The sequence below is a fragment of the Rubripirellula amarantea genome (assembly GCF_007859865.1).
Lineage (GTDB): Bacteria > Planctomycetota > Planctomycetia > Pirellulales > Pirellulaceae > Rubripirellula > Rubripirellula amarantea.
In genome coordinates this window covers 3249896-3265274 of sequence record NZ_SJPI01000001.1, presented here as the reverse complement: position 1 = coordinate 3265274, position 15379 = coordinate 3249896, and the positions used below count along the sequence as shown (strand labels likewise).

Below are 15379 nucleotides of genomic sequence, written 5' to 3'. Positions count from 1 at the left end.
ATTTTCGTGCCTGGACGCAATCTGTGGCCGATAAGGCTCCGCCAGACCTTGATTTAAGCCCAAACACCATCGAAAACGAGGCTAACCTGTACTATCCTGAGGCCATGTTGCACTTTGACACGGACCGACCAGAGTTCTCGCCGTATGGCTTCACATGCGAAGTTTGGGAACCCAAACGGATGCAGCGGCCCGATCGCCACGATGAGATTGAGATTAACTTTCTTGCGGAGGGATCGCTGACCTATTTAATCGGTGGCAGTCGAGTCACGGTCGAACCTCGTACGGTAACACTTTTTTGGGCCGCCGTACCGCATCAGATCGTCGAGTTCCGTGATGTCACGCACTACTACGTGATCACCGTTCCGTTCGGACGATTTTTGCAGTGGGGGCTTCCCGAGAAACTGCAAACGCAACTAATCATCGGAAACGTCATCGCGGCCGATACCGACGAAACCGTTTCGCATGTCGACGAGACCCTGTTTCAGCAGTGGCATCGCGATTTGCGTAGTGGTACCGACGAATTGAAAGAGATCGTACTGCTTGAGCTGAAAGCTCGTTTGCTACGCTTGGCTCGCGCTCACCATCCTCGGCGTGCCATCTCGGTATTGGACGATGAACAGAAACTGAATCGTGCGTCGCCCAACCTTGAAAAGGCCGAATTGATGGCCTGCTATATCGCACGTCACTATCGATCACGATTGCCGATCAAGGAAATTGCGGAATCCGTCAACCTGCATCCTGACTACGCCGCAAATCTGTTTCGAAGAACTTTCGGAACAACGCTCAATACGTTGATCACTCGACATCGCATCGCCGAGGCGCAGCGATTGTTGATCACCAGCGATGAACAGATTGTGAACGTTGCCTTCGATTCCGGATTCGATTCCCTAAGCCGGTTCAACCGAGCTTTCAAAGAATTGACGGGCACCACACCAAGAAGTTTCCGCAAAGAGTGTCGAGCAAGCAACCGTTGATGGCTCGGGTTTCTTGCTTGGTGCCCGGATTGCTTGGTGCCTAGATTGAATGTTCCGCGAACCATCCGTTCATCGACGAATGGTTTGGCAACTCATCGTCTGTTGCTTGGACGATTGTCGCCAACACGGTTGGGTTTGATCATTCTTGCGAACAATTCAACACAAGTCGTCGGTAACGGGTTAGCGAAGGTTGCCCATCGTCTCGCAAGGTCAAGATCGCGTGAATCTCCTTGCCCGCTGCATCCGCAGGAATCGAAAGTTGGGCGGTTGCAGTCTCACTTTGGTTGATCGAAACGACTCCTTCGTAGGTTCCCGCCCTCTCGTAGACCCACCATTGATAATGGAGTTGATCACCATCGGGATCACTCGAACCGCTCGCATCAAGGGTTACTACTTCACCAGGGAGGACCGTCTGATACTTCACCTGGGTGCTAGAATTGTCATTCAAAACGGGTAGCGGCGGATGGTTTGCGTTTTGAAAATCATTGACGCACCAATCCATCCGTGCCGCAAAGTCATTCTGGAAATCCGTGCGCCAGCGAAAGATCGAACACCACGCGTTGTCGTATTCCTTGCCGTTGTAGGCCCAACGATCTGCCGCGTCCGCGTGCATCCAATAATCGAGGTATGGCGTTTCGTTGACAAAGCAACCGTGCGAACAATCCGCACCAGCGTATTCCTGTGCCACGATGTTGACGTTCTTCTGTTTCTCTCGCGAGAACATTCCGCCCCAACCACCCTGCCACGGTTTTTCGGGATCATTCAAGCCGATCGGCAACAGATGAAAGTAGGTGGGCGTATCGCCTTCCCATATGTGAAGTGCGTCGGGATACACCGTTCCTAAGGGCCCGTGGTTTTCTTGAATGTTTTCCTTCACCCATTGCCGCGTCGAGACGGATTCGTCGCCTCCTCGCGTATGTTCCCAAGAATCAGAGTTAAATCGCTGAGACATTCCCTTAAACATCGCGACGTTTCTTACGATCAACAGATCGGGGAACGTTTTCGCCATCCACGCACCGGCGTCGTCCTGCGCGGCCAAGTCGTAGATGCGAATCTTTTTTAGAAAGCGTGCTAACTCTTCGGGTGTACGCTCATGCTGGACGGTCCAAATCGCTTGAGCGATTGTGTTGGCTCCGCCCCAAGCTAATAGCCACACCGGTCGATCGTCGTCTTTGTCGACGGCTTGGACGATCAATCGAGACCCCTGCGATGGGCGAAAGCCTACCGAACTCATTCCATACCCACGGTTGCCTGTCACCGTAATTCGATGCAGATCTTCGGCCTTCGGGTAGCTCGCATCATGCAAAAGCAAATTTTTATGCACTTTGCCATAAGCATCGATGCACTCGTGAATCACGTGCGTCGCCGGATCCGACAGCTTCCAAATGCCGGTCGATCCGATCAGTCCCTCAATTTGCAAATCGTTCGAATACAACAACAGCCGAACTAATGATTCTTGATCATCCGGCTCGTTGGTGATGTCCGTCGTGACGATGACCCGGGGTGCGGATGGTTCCACCGCCGCCGACAACATGGCGTCGCCGATCAGCAAGGCACACCCGACACCGCAGACGATCCATGCGCGCCCGATTCGATTCAACATCCACCGCATCTTCGTTGTGTTCATTCCAAAGGTTCTCGAGCTGTCGTTCAGGTTCGTCGGCACTGACAATGCTAATCGCTATGCCAATCCCGGATTATAGAACCTCCACGGTCGCTAGAGCTACACCTAGACGAACATCACCTGACTGGAGAATGCTCGCTTAGACTGTGACCGCTGCGTCTGCATTGATCGCACGAATCAGTTCTTGCTGAACTCGATCGGCGTCTTCGTGAGCGACTTGGCATGTGCCCGCTGCCTCATGTCCACCGCCAGCATAAGACAAGCAAAGTTCGCCAACGTTTGTGCTGCACGAGCGATCGAAAATTGACTTTCCGATTGTGAATACCGTGTTTTGTTTTTGCCGGCCCCACAAACAATGCATCGAAATGTTGCACTGCGGAAACAGCGAGTAGACGATAAACCGGTTGGCAGCGTAAATGGTTTCCTCATCACGAAGATCGAGCACAACGAGATTTCCTTCCACGGTGCTGCAACGTCTAATTTGCTCCTTCGCGTTCGCTTCATGCGAACGAAATAGTTGCACTCGTTCATCAACATCGGGCAGTGTCAGAATTTCATCAATCGTATGACCTTTGCAGTAGTCGATTAAGTCCATCATCAACTGGTAATTCGACACGCGGAAATCGTGGAATCGCCCCAAGCCAGTGCGAGCGTCCATCAAGAATGAAAGCAGTTCCCAACGTTGCGGATTAAGAACATCTTCGATTGTGAATTTCGCGGCATCCGCTTTGTCTACCGCTTCCATCATTTCATCACTGATCAACGGAAACTGTTGCTTGCCACCGTAGTAGTCGTAAACAACTCTTGCAGCCGAATCGGCTGAAGGAGTCAGAACGTGATTGTCACGCTCCTCTCCGTTGCCGCGGGCTAACTCGCTTGAATGATGGTCGAAACACAGATGACATCCGGCAACGTAGGGCAGGTTGGTGAGAATGTCGTTTTCGTTCACTTCGATCTGGCCGTCCTGAACGTCCTTGGGGTGAACGAACTTGATATCGCCAAGGATTCCCATGTCTTTTAATAGGATGGCACATACCAAACCATCGAAGTCACTGCGTGTGAGAAGGCGATACTTTTGTGATTGAGTCATAGTTCTTGCATCGTGGGGGGTTTGATTACGGCCAGTCTCAAAACACTAGGTCACGAAAATTGCGTGAGGCGGCAAAAAAATGCCACCTTCATCACATTCTTCGATCTACCCGGATCTCAGACGCAAACGGAAGAATTTGGCCGGACCAACTCACCTGCAGACTTCACAAGTCTGGAAAACGCAAGCGGGCGATTATCGTTGTTTAGCAACGCGTATCGCTGCCCGCTTCGTTCCACGCAACGATCATTATTGGAAACTCACCAAGCATTGCGACGGCTCGTCAATAGCCTCGCTCATACTGGTCACTCGCCCTTGCTAATGAACCATTCCGTCCTTTGGGGTCACTGCCTAAGCCAACTCCGGGGTCGGTAATTCGATGCTTCGAATCGCCAAGACTTGGTCGACTCGATTCCGATCCACGTCAACGACTTCGAACGACCATCCCGACCATTCGAATCGTTCGGTCTTGCGGGGAATTCGTCCTAAGGATGCCAATACGAAACCGCCTACCGTGTGGTAGTTGCCCAGTTCTTCATTGGGCACATTGGCGATCTCAAGTTTGTATTTCATGTCATCGATCGCTAGCAGGCCATCAAGCAACCATGATCCGTCGGCTCGTCTTACCGCGAGCGATTCTTCGGGATCATCCGCCAATGGCATCATGTCGCCCACTAACGAAAGCACCAGATCGTCCACCGTCACTACGCCTTCAGTATTTCCGAACTCGCTAACAACCAATGCCATTGTCGATCGTTGCGTGCGAAAGGTGCGCAAGAGTTCGATGAGCGTAAGAGAGACGGGAACAAACAATGGTTGATCAAGCGGAATCTCTGCTAGGTCGATGTCGCCATCAATCGCAGACTGTAAGAGGCTGTGACTGCTGGCGATACCAATCACGTGCTGCAAATCCCCTTTGCAGACCGGCAATTGAGAGTGCGGTGAATCGCGTAGCGCTTGCATATTCTGCTCGCGCGGCGCCAACAGATCCAACCAGTCCACATCTGCAATCGGGGTCATGATCGACGCTAGGTGACGTTCATCTAGACGCAACACGTTGCTAAGGAGATGGCTCTCTTCGGGTGCCAGTGTCCCCGATCGCTCGCCTTCGTCAACGTAGGCGAGGATGTCTTCGATGCTGCTGACCGCGGGCGCGTAGTCCCAAGGCAACAACGACAAAATGCAATCGGCAAGCCACGACAACAGGTGCACAGCGGGCGAAAGTGCGCGGATGAAGACAAACATGAACGGAGCACAAAATGCGGCGACTCGTTCTGGATGAGCAAGAGCGATTCGTTTTGGCACGATCTCACTCAAAACAATCGTGATGGCGGTTACCACAGCAATCGTTAGCACGAAAGAGATGGTGCCAATCCACGGCTCAAGAAACGGAACATTGTGTTGCAACAGACGATCCACACTGCTTAGCAAGGCGGACTCTCCGTAAATCCCCACCAGCAGTGCTGCGGCCGTGATGCCGGTTTGGGTGGCCGCCAGTAAGCGACTGGGGTGGTCTTTGATCACAATCGCTTTTGTCGCGCGCAAATCCCCGTCCTCAGCCATCTGCAACAAACGTGACCGGCGAGCCGAAGCCAGGGCCATCTCAGCCAACGAAAAGAAGCTCGACAACAAGATCAAGAAAGCGAGAACAAAAAAAGCATTCATGGGAAACGCTACGTCAAAATCACCAAGGGAAAATAAGTTGAAACCGCGGTCTGCCAAGGAAGGCATTTTCCGATCGCGTCGCCAACCGTTGATGCTCGGCGAACCAGGTTCACCGCGACATCGTTGTAAAAACGAGATTGGAGCAGGAAAATTCTGTAGCAGCAGGGGGCAACCAGAAGCGGCACCGACATCGGTGTGCCAATCGACTACGATGAGGGGATGAGCAGTGATGTCACCCAAATTTTGGACGCAATCGAAAACGGCGATCGTCAGGCGACGGAGCAACTCTTGCCCATCGTTTACCAAGAATTACGTCGATTAGCGGCTAGCCGAATGTCGCATGAAAAGTCAGGGCATACCTTGCAGCCCACCGCGCTGGTCCACGAGGCTTTCATGCGATTGGTCGGAGGCGCTGACCAGCAAAAATGGAATGGGCGAGCCCATTTCTTCGCGGCGGCGGCGGAGTCGATGCGAAGGATTTTGATCGAGAGTGCCAGGCGGCGGAATACCGAGAAACGGGGCGGCGACTTGGTTCGCCGCGAACTTTTGGATGACGATGCCGCCGCTTGCCCGCAGAACGATCATGTGCTGTTATCGCTCAACGATGCTTTGCTAGATTTAGAGAACCACGATGCTCAATTGGCAAAGCTGGTCGAGTTGCGATATTTCGCAGGGCTCACAATTGACGAAACCGCTGACATTCTAGGCATTTCCGCTCGTACGGTGAAACGAAACTGGACGTATGCCCGTGCTTGGCTTCGAAATCACATCGACAGCGAAGCGTAGTGCGAACCGACGAATGTCGGTAAGGCACGCCGTATGGTCGGGCTGATTTTTTTCCCGATTTCCCAAAACGAGATGGCCCGATTCGACTCGGCTTGACGCACTGCTTTTCATGAACCGACCGAGTCAACGAACGATTTTTCTAGAAGCCCTTGATCAGGATGATCCGCAAGGTCGGGAAACCTATTTGCGGTCCGCTTGCGGTGATGACGTCGAATTGCGATCGGCCGTTGACGCGTTGCTGTTGGCGCACGACCGCCCTGAAAACCCGCTCGATCGGCCTGTCCTTCCCAATCAGCTTGCCGAAACGCTGGTAACTGACCAAACGCCAATCTCTGATCACCTTGGTTTAACGATCGGTCCGTATCGTTTGATGGAACAAATCGGCGAGGGCGGGTTCGGTTTGGTGTTTGTCGCCCAGCAAGAAAAACCCGTTAGGCGAAAGGTGGCCCTGAAGATCATTAAACCGGGCACGGCGTCCCGAGAAATCCTGGCTCGCTTTGATGCCGAACGGCAAGCCGTGGCCATGATGGATCACCCAAATATCGCCAGAGTGTTTGACGCCGGAGTCACTGACGATGCACGGCCTTACTTCGTGATGGAATTGGTTAAGGGGCAACCGATCACCGAATTTTGTGATCAACACGCCCTCCCGCTACGCAAGCGAATGGAATTATTCCGCGACGTTTGTGCCGCGACTCAACACGCGCACCAAAAAGGCGTCATTCATCGCGACCTGAAACCATCCAACGTGATGGTGGCGTTGCACGACGACAAGCCCGTGGTGAAAGTGATTGACTTTGGAGTCGCCAAGGCGATTGGGCAAGACCTAACCGACCAAACGCTTTACACGCGGTTCTATTCGATGATCGGTACGCCGCTCTACATGAGCCCCGAACAGGCTGCGATGAGCGGTTTGGATGTGGACACACGAAGCGACATTTATTCGTTGGGAGTCCTGTTGTACGAGCTACTAACGGGCACGACGCCTTTTGATCGCGGCCGTTTGGACACCGCGGGCTACGACGAAATGCGGCGAATCATCCGCGAAGAAGAACCACCACGTCCCAGCCACCGGCTGACGACAATCCAATCGAGTTCTTCCCTCACCGCAGTCGATGTGCGTCCCATGGCTGCCGATCTTACGTCGGCAAGACGTGAGGCGATTCCAAACGACTTGGATTGGATCGTGATGAAAGCTCTCGAGAAGGACCGCACCCGTCGCTACGAATCGTCCTCGGCAATGAGCGACGACGTTCGGCGATTCTTGGAATCCGAACCGATCGAAGCCAGACCCCCGTCCAATGCCTATCGTTTGCGAAAATTCGCGGCAAGAAACCGAACAGTACTGGTGACGGCGATGCTCGTCGCTTTAGCTTTATTGGTGGGAACGGGCGCGAGTCTTTATCAAGCTTCGCGGGCGGTCGCTGAACGCGATGAGAAAGAAGTGGCATTGAATGATGCGATTGAAGCTCGCAACGAAATCATCCAATTCGCCGACCATTTGAAGACAGCGAATCTGTTGCTCGGCGAATCAAGAGCTTACGAAGTGGCCAACGAATATTCCGCCGCGGATGCCAAGCTCGGGCAAGCCATCGAACTTGTTCCCAACTATTACTTAGTGTGGCTTCAGCGAGCGTTGATGCGAGCCGACTTGGGCTTGTGGGAAGAGGCTGCGAAGGATTTTTCTGAAGCGATGCGATTAGAGGCACCAGTGGACAGTCGCCAATGGGAAGGCGCCGCCGCTGTGTTTTATCTCACCGATCGACCTGAGGACTACGAAGAACTGTGCGCACGTTTGGTAAAAACACACGTCAACGATGAAGCACCGTTGCCCTTGAACACCCTTCGATCACTACTAATCTCACCGACCCATTCATCGGATGCGAGACAATGGGCTGCAGACGGCGAAAGGCTCGTCGCGATGGCTCAAGGCCCCGGACGCTTTGGACGCAGATTTGGGGACCGCGAACCTGCCAGATCATCACCTGACAGATCATCACCTGACAGATCATCACCTGACAGATCATCACCTGATCACTCCCCCCTTGAAGGATCACCTCCGGAAGGTCCTGAACGCTCGGGATTGGGAGCACCGGATTTGGGAGCAGCTACTTTCAATCCACCGGAATTTGATTCGCCCCAGTTCAGAGGACCCGAAGGACGCGGCCCAGGCCCTCGAGACCTGCGAAATCCCCGAGGTCCTAATCAGGGGCCAAGGTTTCTTGACTTGGCACCACCAAGCATCGTGCAATACGTTGCGGCGTGGGCTAGTTTGCGAGCCGAAAATCCCCAGCGTGCCTTGGAGCTTCTCGACATGGCAGCACAGGCGCGAGGGCCAAGCGCCGAAATGTTGCATTCGCTAAGAGCACTCGCGTATCACCAACTCGGCGACGACTCGCAATCTAAGCTCGAACTAGCGAGGGCCGATGAGTCGCTGAGCAAGATGATCGACGCCTTCACTAGTTCCACTAACCCGGGCCCATGGTTCGACTTTGTCGAAGTGGTCATCTTGCATCGTGAAGCTACCCAAGCGATCACCGGAACCAAGATCGAGACGGATCCGGCGATCCGGAGGTTTCAACAGCAGACCCGTGAGTCCCTTGGATTGGCCCGCTAGACGGTCCGCAGACGCTCAACAGCCTTCTTTGGCGATAAAGCAACTGGATTCTTAGCGGTTGCGAAACTCGTTGCCCATTGCGGCATTAGTACACAGGGCCCATTGCGGCAGTAGTGCACAGGGCCTATTCCGGCAGTAGTACACAGGGCCCATTGCGGCAGTAGTACACAGGGGCAAAGTTGATCGTCCTTTAATACTCGGATGTTTGGTTGCGAAAGCGAGTCACGGGGTCGAGACGAAGACCGAAGCAGCTTCCGAACCAGACACTTTTATCTCGCAGGTTGACCTTTTTTAAGATTTGCTGGCCTCCTTGATCAGCTTTTCACGCAGGACTTACTGAGCGGGTGATTTGCCGTTCAAACCAGCCCATATGAACCAGCGAGATTCCCTTTGAAGTATTGCCCTCGAAACGAATTCACGTTCGCAGTTGACGATGACACCACGGACGCCCTGATCCAAGCGATTGGGCGATTCGGACTCGATCGGAACGAGCGTCAAAGCGTGGTGGATCGCTACTACGACAGCGAGATACCCAAACGGGCAACTTCAAGTTTTCAACAATCTCGAGTTCGCCGGATCAATTGCGCTTGGTCAGTCGATTTGCAGTGCAAGAGCTGGAAGAAAGACACGTCCACGCTGAGACAAACCACCATCGATACAAGTGAGCTCTCTCACTTACGCAATGCAACCGTCGATAAGAGTTGGGCGGGTAAGTGGTTTCACAAGAAGCTGCTCAAACGACATCTGATCCCGCAATTCGATCTTGGATTTGATCGTGCCTGGATGAATTGCGAAGGTTTCGATGATGGTCGCTTAACGCTCGATCGCAACATTCGCGTTCATCCCTTGACCTTTCACGGTGGGGTTCACCCCGAGTTCGTTCAGATCGACACGAGCATTCTGAGAATGAAGTTCACAGGTGCTTTGCCGCTGATGTTCAAGCAATTGCTTTATCAGTTTGCTTTGCTCCCTGTTCATCCGTCAATTTTGTCTGACTTAGCCAACGAGAAAGTAGCCGACTTGTCATCCCTTGCAATCACGCTGCCGATGTCACGTGGAACGACGACCGAGGTGGTGACATGCCAACATGGTTAACCGAATCCGTTGACTCAACGCAGTTGCTAGGAACGCCGGGCGACAGCAGCGCGATCCAAATGGCACTTCGTTTGAGCACCGCCTTTCTTTGCGGCTGTGTGATCGCGGCAATCTACTGGGGTGTGCGACCGCGTGACAAGTTCATGCCGACGTTCCCGCCGACGCTGGTTTTGTTGTCCATTCTTTGCGCGATGCTGCCGCTAGTCATCGGTCAAAACGTGGCATGGGCCTTTGGTCTCGTGGGGGCATTGTCAATCGTCCGCTTCCGTACCGTCGTCGAAGATACGCACGACATTACGTTTGTGATTTTCGCGGTGCTCGTAGGTATGGCTGTTGGTGCCGATCAAATCACCGTTGCCCTGGTTGGAATGACCGTGACTGGACTTGCCGCGTTCTTAGTTCGCCCCCGAGGAACCGACGTCGGATCGACTGGCGACGCTAGGCTCGAGATTCGAATTGGCGTTGGTCGCGATCCCGACATGCTGTTTCGAGACGTCTTTGAACAAATGCTTAGCAAGATTGAGTTCTCTTCCGGATCCACCAGCAAGCAAGGTGCATCGTTGGACTTGCAATACAACATCCGCCTTCGTCCCGACGCCAATCCAACCGATCTCCTCAACCGGCTCAACCTGATTGAAGGAGTGCAAAGTGTTGAACTTCGAACCCGACGCTAGACCCGATCCCGATTCCACCCAACCTAAAACCTCCAAGAACATTCCGATGAAAACAAAACTACTTTCTCTATTGCTTTTTAGCGTGATCGGAACTGCCGTGGCAGGCTTCGTGTACGCGCAGCGACCCGACGGGCCCGAGTCCGGTGGACCGGCTGGCATCGCAGGACCAGGCGGCTTCCGCGGCCCCGGTGGGTTTGGCGGCCCCGGTGGGTTTGGCGGGCCAGGCGGATTTGGTGGGCCGGGCGGACCAGGCGGGCCGAATCAACCAGAACGCAAGATCTTGAAGGAGTACGATGCCGATGGCAACGGATGGCTCAACTTGGCAGAGCGCCAGACAGCTCGCCAATCGATCGCATCTGAGTCTCAGCAACGAGGTGGCCAGGGTGGCGAAACTGGACGAGGCCCCGGCGGCCGACGCGGTCGCGGTCCCTCCGTAGAACCTGGGACACCAGGTCCCAAGGTTGCGATCGACGAAGCCAACGTCTATCCCGGCAAACCGCTCTACGACACCACCGTTTTGCGAACGGTATTTCTACAGTTCGAAAACGACGAATGGGAAACCGAGCTTGAAGACTTTCATGGTACCGACGTCGATGTTCCCGCCACGATGACGGTCGACGCGGTGACCTACGAAAATGTCGGCGTCCACTTTCGTGGTGCTTCGTCATACGGCCACGTGCCTCGCGGCAGCAAGCGTTCGTTCAACGTGTCTCTAGACATGGTCGATAAAGATCAAAACATCGACGGTTACGAAACACTAAATTTGCTGAACTGCAACGGTGATCCGTCGATGATGAGCAGCGTTCTTTATTCGCAAATCGCTCGAAAGTACATTCCCGCACCGAAGGCTAACTTCGTTCACGTCGTCGTCAACGGCGAGAGCTGGGGACTTTACAACAGCGTTCAACAATTCGACAAGCAATTTGTCAAAGAGAACTTTGACGGCTCGAAAGGCACCCGATGGAAGGTTAGCGGCAGTCCGATGGCAGACGGTGGCCTGCGTTACCTTGGCGAAGACTTGGACGAATACAAAGCTCGCTTCGAAATGAAGTCCAACGATGGCAAGAAAGAGTGGATGGCTTTGGTTGAGCTTTGCAAGACGCTCAATGAAACTCCTTTGGATAAACTTGAATCCGCACTCGAGCCAATCTTAGACATTGACGAAGCATTAAAGTTCTTGGCCTTGGATGTCGTGTTGCTAAACGGAGACGGTTATTGGCTTCGAGCGAGTGATTACAACCTGTTCCTTGATGAAGACGGAAAGTTCCACGTCATTCCTCACGACATGAACGAGGCGTTTGCGTTAAGCGGTCGCGGTGGACCTGGAGGACCTGGTGGAGCGGGAGGACCAGGCGGACCAGGACGTGGGCGACCGGACGATGCTCCCGAACGGACATCAGGCAGACCAGATCGCGAACCGGGTAACGGTCCCGACGGACGACCTGGATTTGGTCGCGAACTCGGACAAGGCCCCAACGGCCCTCCATCCGATAACCGAGGCCCCACTAGTGCACCCCCGTTCGATGATCGACCAGGATTCGATGGTGGACCACGATTTGGTGGCGGACCGAATTTCGGTGGCGAACGCAACTTCGGTGGCGAACGGGGCTTCGGTGGCGGCCGTGGATTCCGCGGTGGACCGGGAGGCGGGGGAATGCACGGAGGAAGTGTTGACACAGATCCGTTGACTGGACTCGATAACGAACGCATGCCGCTGCGAAGCCGATTGTTGGCAGTGCCCGCTTTGCGAAAACGTTACATGCAGTACGTAAGGCAGATTGCAAACGATTCGATTGCTTGGTCCGAACTTGGCCCGCTCGTGGAAGGCTACCGCGACTTGATTGACCCTCTTGTAAAGTCGGACACACGCAAGATGACCACCTACGAAGCGTTTCAAGCTGCCACGGGATCCGAGACTTTCGAGGCGCAGCAAGCGATGTCGCTAAAGAAGTTCTCGGAAGAAAGGTCCCGCTACCTTTCATCCCACGAAGGTTAATCTATTCGAAGGTTAGTTCATTCGAAGGTTGGGGCAATCGAACGTTCATTCTTCAGGAAAGGTCTTCGCAAAGCTCCAACGCCGATAAGCCACCTTCCGCAATTCGACAATGCGTGTTGCGGGAGGTCTGTGTTGTGGGAGTGCCGTCTTCGGGAGAGTCGTGTGCAGAAATCCATCGTCCGACGACGCAGCTTCCAGAGAGTCATCGTGATCGGACTTAGCCCACCCGAAAGTACCGGTCAGTGCCAATGAGTCATCGCCGCGGCGTTAGACAACGTTACGGCGAGGCTCATTTTGACCTTGGCAACACTAACCAACGTCAATTAGCGCCAACCAACGTCGGCATCACGAAAACGTTGACACTACAAACGGTTCATCGAAAGGCCGCCGTCGACATAGATCACTTGCCCAGTCGCGTATGGCAAGTCGCCTCGCGCCATCGCGGCGGCTAACTTGCCGATGTCTTCGGGTGTCCCCCAGCGTTTTTCGATCAAATCGTCGCTGTTGTAGATCACGTTGTCGTACTTCTCGGTCACGCCAGCGGTCATGTCTGTTTTGATCAGCCCCGGTCGGATTTCATAGACGGGAATCGAAAACTCACCAAGACGAGCGGCGAAGAGCGAACTCATCATTCCAAACCCTGCTTTGGAAACGCAGTAGTCACCCCGGTTAGGTGAAACAATCGTCGCGGAAATGGAACCGACATTGATCATGCACGGCTGAAAAGATTCGTCGGCCTGCTTTTGCTCGATCATCCAATTCGCACATGCCTGAGAAAGAAAATACGGGCCTTGCAAATTGATCTTCATCAGCCATTCGTAGCTTTCTTCCGTCGCGTCGAGAATATCCGCACGTACCTCCGGTGCGACACCAGCATTGTTCACCAGCACATCGAGCCTCCCAAACCGCTCCTTGATCGCAGCGAGCATTGCAGCGCGATCGGCAGCAGACGCAACGTCGCCCGAGCAGTACAAGACGTCGGCCCCCAGGCCTTCGAGCTTCGCGACCGCGTCAGCAACTTTCGATGCACTCGATCGTCCACTGACCACTATGTCAAAACCTTCCGCCGCCAGTTTCTCGCATATCCCTAAACCAATGCCCCGGCCACCGCCGGTCACTAGTGCTACTTTCTTATTCATCAAACTTGTCTCGTAAAACGTGGCGTCGGGGGAGCAGTGAACGGAGGCGTCTTCATGCCCGATGGCTCATATGGTTGGCTGTCGGTCGCGATGTGCATCAGATAAGAACTTACCTTGGTTCGATTCGTCAAGTGTTTCAACTGCGCAGTGCGTTGACGGCAAGTTACGTCAATGGTTGCTACCGACCAACTTTCCTCAATCACTCGTTCCTCGATCACTCGATCACCGCATTGACCAAGTAAGTCTGGCAACCCCCACGGCTTTCAGTTCCTTCCGACACGAATTCCACGCATCGTCCCGCTTGCCTCAGCTCACAAATAGAACTTGTAGTAAGGCTGATCGTTCGCCAACCGTTGAACGTAGAGAGCCGCTTCGCGAACGTGGTAGTCACCCCACATGCTTGATTCACCACACGGCACGGACTGACCCTTCGGAATGTGATCCCAACCGTTGGGGCGATGATAGACCGAATGCAAAAGTAAACCTTGGTGGGATTCATCCAGGCTTAGATACTTGTCGCTCAACAAGGTTTGCATCACCGTCAATCCGGCCTGCATGTACTTAGGCTCGTTCAAGTAATGTCCCAGTCGAAGCAAGCCTTGCGAACCGATGGCTGCTGCGGATGAATCGACTGGTTCCGCATTGTTGAACGGATCGGATTCTCGCTCGTAAACGTCGTCACCCAGCTTGTGAATGTTCAGTGCTCCGGTATCCCAATAAGGAATCCCATCGGTGGCGGTGTTGGCAAGATAGAAGTCGCAGGTCGCCGTAGCCATCTTTAGCAAGACGCCTTCGATCGCATCGCGGCCACCAAGCGGTTCCAGTTCGCCGTCCTCCACCGTTTGCAGAAACTCCAATTGCTCAGCTGCCCCCACCATGATCCACGCTAAACCGCGTGTCCAAGTGGTAAACGGCGAGAAGCCTTGTTGTGAATTGGGACAGCGGTAATTTCCATCGTTGAGGTTGAAGATACTTTCGTGTGCGGTTCGGCCCCAAACATCGTAGAGGTCACGACCTTCGCCGTAGTAGACCGCGTAGTCAGCCGTCGTCTTGGCGTGCTGCACGAGGCGTTCAAGCAGGCTGGTCTTTTTGTCATTCTCGCCCATGATCGCGTGCCCGAGTTGATGCCCGATCGCTAACACGCGAAGCGAACGAATCGTATCGGCAAACAACGAATGGGGACCGTTGAACGAATAGATATATCCACCGGACGGAAGGTCTGTCCAACGCTTGGCCTGCACGGCGCTGGAAGCCTGCAGAGCCATTACATAGAAGTTACGTTCCCATTCGTTTTCAGGTATTCGCCCTTCGTTCATCAACCGCAGAAGGTTGCCGTAAGTACTGACGTTGTTAAATCCATGATCATGCACACCGAAATGCGTGATGTGCGGAGCCATCTTTTCAACGGTGTTCTGTTTTCCCAGCTTCAAGAATGTCGAATCGCCAGTGGCGTCGAACTGCAAAATCTCGGAACCGTATTGAAACCCCTGGGTCCATTCGGTCCATCCGCGAGTCGTGTACTTGCCGTCAACGGTAAAAACCGGCGATCCCTGCGACACGTCGTACTCGCGATTAATCAGCTCGATTTTCTGGGCCGAGACCTTCCAAAAACGATCAAGGCTCGCGGCTAGGTCAGAAGTTTTCAGGGAACAATCAGAATGCATTGAAGATTATCGGTGGGTCGGAAAGAACAAGTTGCGGCTGCCGTCGCCAAGAAAGTAC

General features: G+C 53.8%; 11 protein-coding genes. 6 read left to right on the top strand and 5 right to left on the bottom strand.

Annotated elements, in window-relative coordinates; translation table 11 throughout:
- Positions 1-23 precede the first annotated feature (23 nt).
- Positions 24-974: a helix-turn-helix domain-containing protein gene (locus Pla22_RS11980; protein ID WP_242631957.1), complete on the top strand. Its 951-nt coding sequence runs from the start codon at positions 24-26 to the stop codon at positions 972-974.
- Positions 975-1113: 139 nt separating this feature from the next.
- Here the strand turns inward: Pla22_RS11980 and Pla22_RS11975 are convergent, their stop codons facing one another.
- The 3 genes from Pla22_RS11975 to Pla22_RS11965 all read right to left on the bottom strand — a co-directional run bounded on the left by Pla22_RS11975 (position 1114) and on the right by Pla22_RS11965 (position 5350).
- Complete coding sequence (locus tag Pla22_RS11975) at positions 1114-2601, bottom strand: DUF1593 domain-containing protein (protein ID WP_146514822.1); 1488 nt, start codon at positions 2599-2601, stop codon at positions 1114-1116.
- A gap of 136 nt (positions 2602-2737) precedes the next feature.
- The gene (locus Pla22_RS11970) at positions 2738-3688 is read right to left on the bottom strand and encodes an exopolyphosphatase (RefSeq protein ID WP_146514821.1); all 951 of its coding nucleotides are present in this window, start codon (positions 3686-3688) and stop codon (positions 2738-2740) included.
- Between the two features lie 348 nt (positions 3689-4036).
- Positions 4037-5350: a hemolysin family protein gene (locus Pla22_RS11965; RefSeq protein ID WP_146514820.1), complete on the bottom strand. Its 1314-nt coding sequence runs from the start codon at positions 5348-5350 to the stop codon at positions 4037-4039.
- A gap of 219 nt (positions 5351-5569) precedes the next feature.
- Between Pla22_RS11965 and Pla22_RS11960 the strand changes: the two genes are divergently transcribed.
- From Pla22_RS11960 to Pla22_RS11940, 5 genes are all read left to right on the top strand, one after another.
- Entirely contained in the window at positions 5570-6136 is a 567-nt protein-coding gene (locus Pla22_RS11960; RefSeq protein WP_146515394.1) for an ECF-type sigma factor, read from the top strand.
- Positions 6137-6245: 109 nt separating this feature from the next.
- Positions 6246-8753, top strand: coding sequence for a serine/threonine-protein kinase (locus Pla22_RS11955; protein WP_146514819.1), 2508 nt, complete (start codon positions 6246-6248; stop codon positions 8751-8753).
- Positions 8754-9143: 390 nt separating this feature from the next.
- Complete coding sequence (locus Pla22_RS11950) at positions 9144-9848, top strand: CYTH domain-containing protein (protein WP_146514818.1); 705 nt, start codon at positions 9144-9146, stop codon at positions 9846-9848.
- On the top strand, positions 9833-10522 hold the full coding sequence (locus tag Pla22_RS11945; RefSeq protein WP_146514817.1) for a DUF4956 domain-containing protein: 690 nt from the start codon (positions 9833-9835) through the stop codon (positions 10520-10522). The genes Pla22_RS11950 and Pla22_RS11945 overlap by 16 nt, the downstream gene beginning before the upstream one ends.
- Before the next feature lie 46 nt (positions 10523-10568).
- Positions 10569-12518 carry a CotH kinase family protein gene (locus Pla22_RS11940; protein ID WP_146514816.1) on the top strand — a complete coding sequence of 650 codons (1950 nt, stop codon included), beginning with the start codon at positions 10569-10571 and terminating at the stop codon, positions 12516-12518.
- 362 nt (positions 12519-12880) lie between these two features.
- Here the strand turns inward: Pla22_RS11940 and Pla22_RS11935 are convergent, their stop codons facing one another.
- Together Pla22_RS11935 and Pla22_RS11930 are read right to left on the bottom strand one after the other, a co-directional pair.
- Positions 12881-13657, bottom strand: a complete 777-nt coding sequence (locus Pla22_RS11935) for a 3-ketoacyl-ACP reductase (RefSeq protein WP_146514815.1) — start codon at positions 13655-13657, stop codon at positions 12881-12883.
- Between the two features lie 311 nt (positions 13658-13968).
- Positions 13969-15321: a glycoside hydrolase family 88 protein gene (locus tag Pla22_RS11930; protein ID WP_146514814.1), complete on the bottom strand. Its 1353-nt coding sequence runs from the start codon at positions 15319-15321 to the stop codon at positions 13969-13971.
- Between the last annotated feature and the right edge of the window lie 58 nt (positions 15322-15379).

Coding starts and splice junctions, on each gene's coding strand:
- Pla22_RS11975 (WP_146514822.1), bottom strand. CDS start 2,601: ATGAACACAACGAAGATGCGGTGGATGTTGAATCGAATCGGGCGCGCA.
- Pla22_RS11970 (WP_146514821.1), bottom strand. CDS start 3,688: ATGACTCAATCACAAAAGTATCGCCTTCTCACACGCAGTGACTTCGAT.
- Pla22_RS11965 (WP_146514820.1), bottom strand. CDS start 5,350: ATGAATGCTTTTTTTGTTCTCGCTTTCTTGATCTTGTTGTCGAGCTTC.
- Pla22_RS11960 (WP_146515394.1), top strand. CDS start 5,570: ATGAGCAGTGATGTCACCCAAATTTTGGACGCAATCGAAAACGGCGAT.
- Pla22_RS11955 (WP_146514819.1), top strand. CDS start 6,246: ATGAACCGACCGAGTCAACGAACGATTTTTCTAGAAGCCCTTGATCAG.
- Pla22_RS11945 (WP_146514817.1), top strand. CDS start 9,833: ATGCCAACATGGTTAACCGAATCCGTTGACTCAACGCAGTTGCTAGGA.
- Pla22_RS11940 (WP_146514816.1), top strand. CDS start 10,569: ATGAAAACAAAACTACTTTCTCTATTGCTTTTTAGCGTGATCGGAACT.
- Pla22_RS11935 (WP_146514815.1), bottom strand. CDS start 13,657: ATGAATAAGAAAGTAGCACTAGTGACCGGCGGTGGCCGGGGCATTGGT.
- Pla22_RS11930 (WP_146514814.1), bottom strand. CDS start 15,321: ATGCATTCTGATTGTTCCCTGAAAACTTCTGACCTAGCCGCGAGCCTT.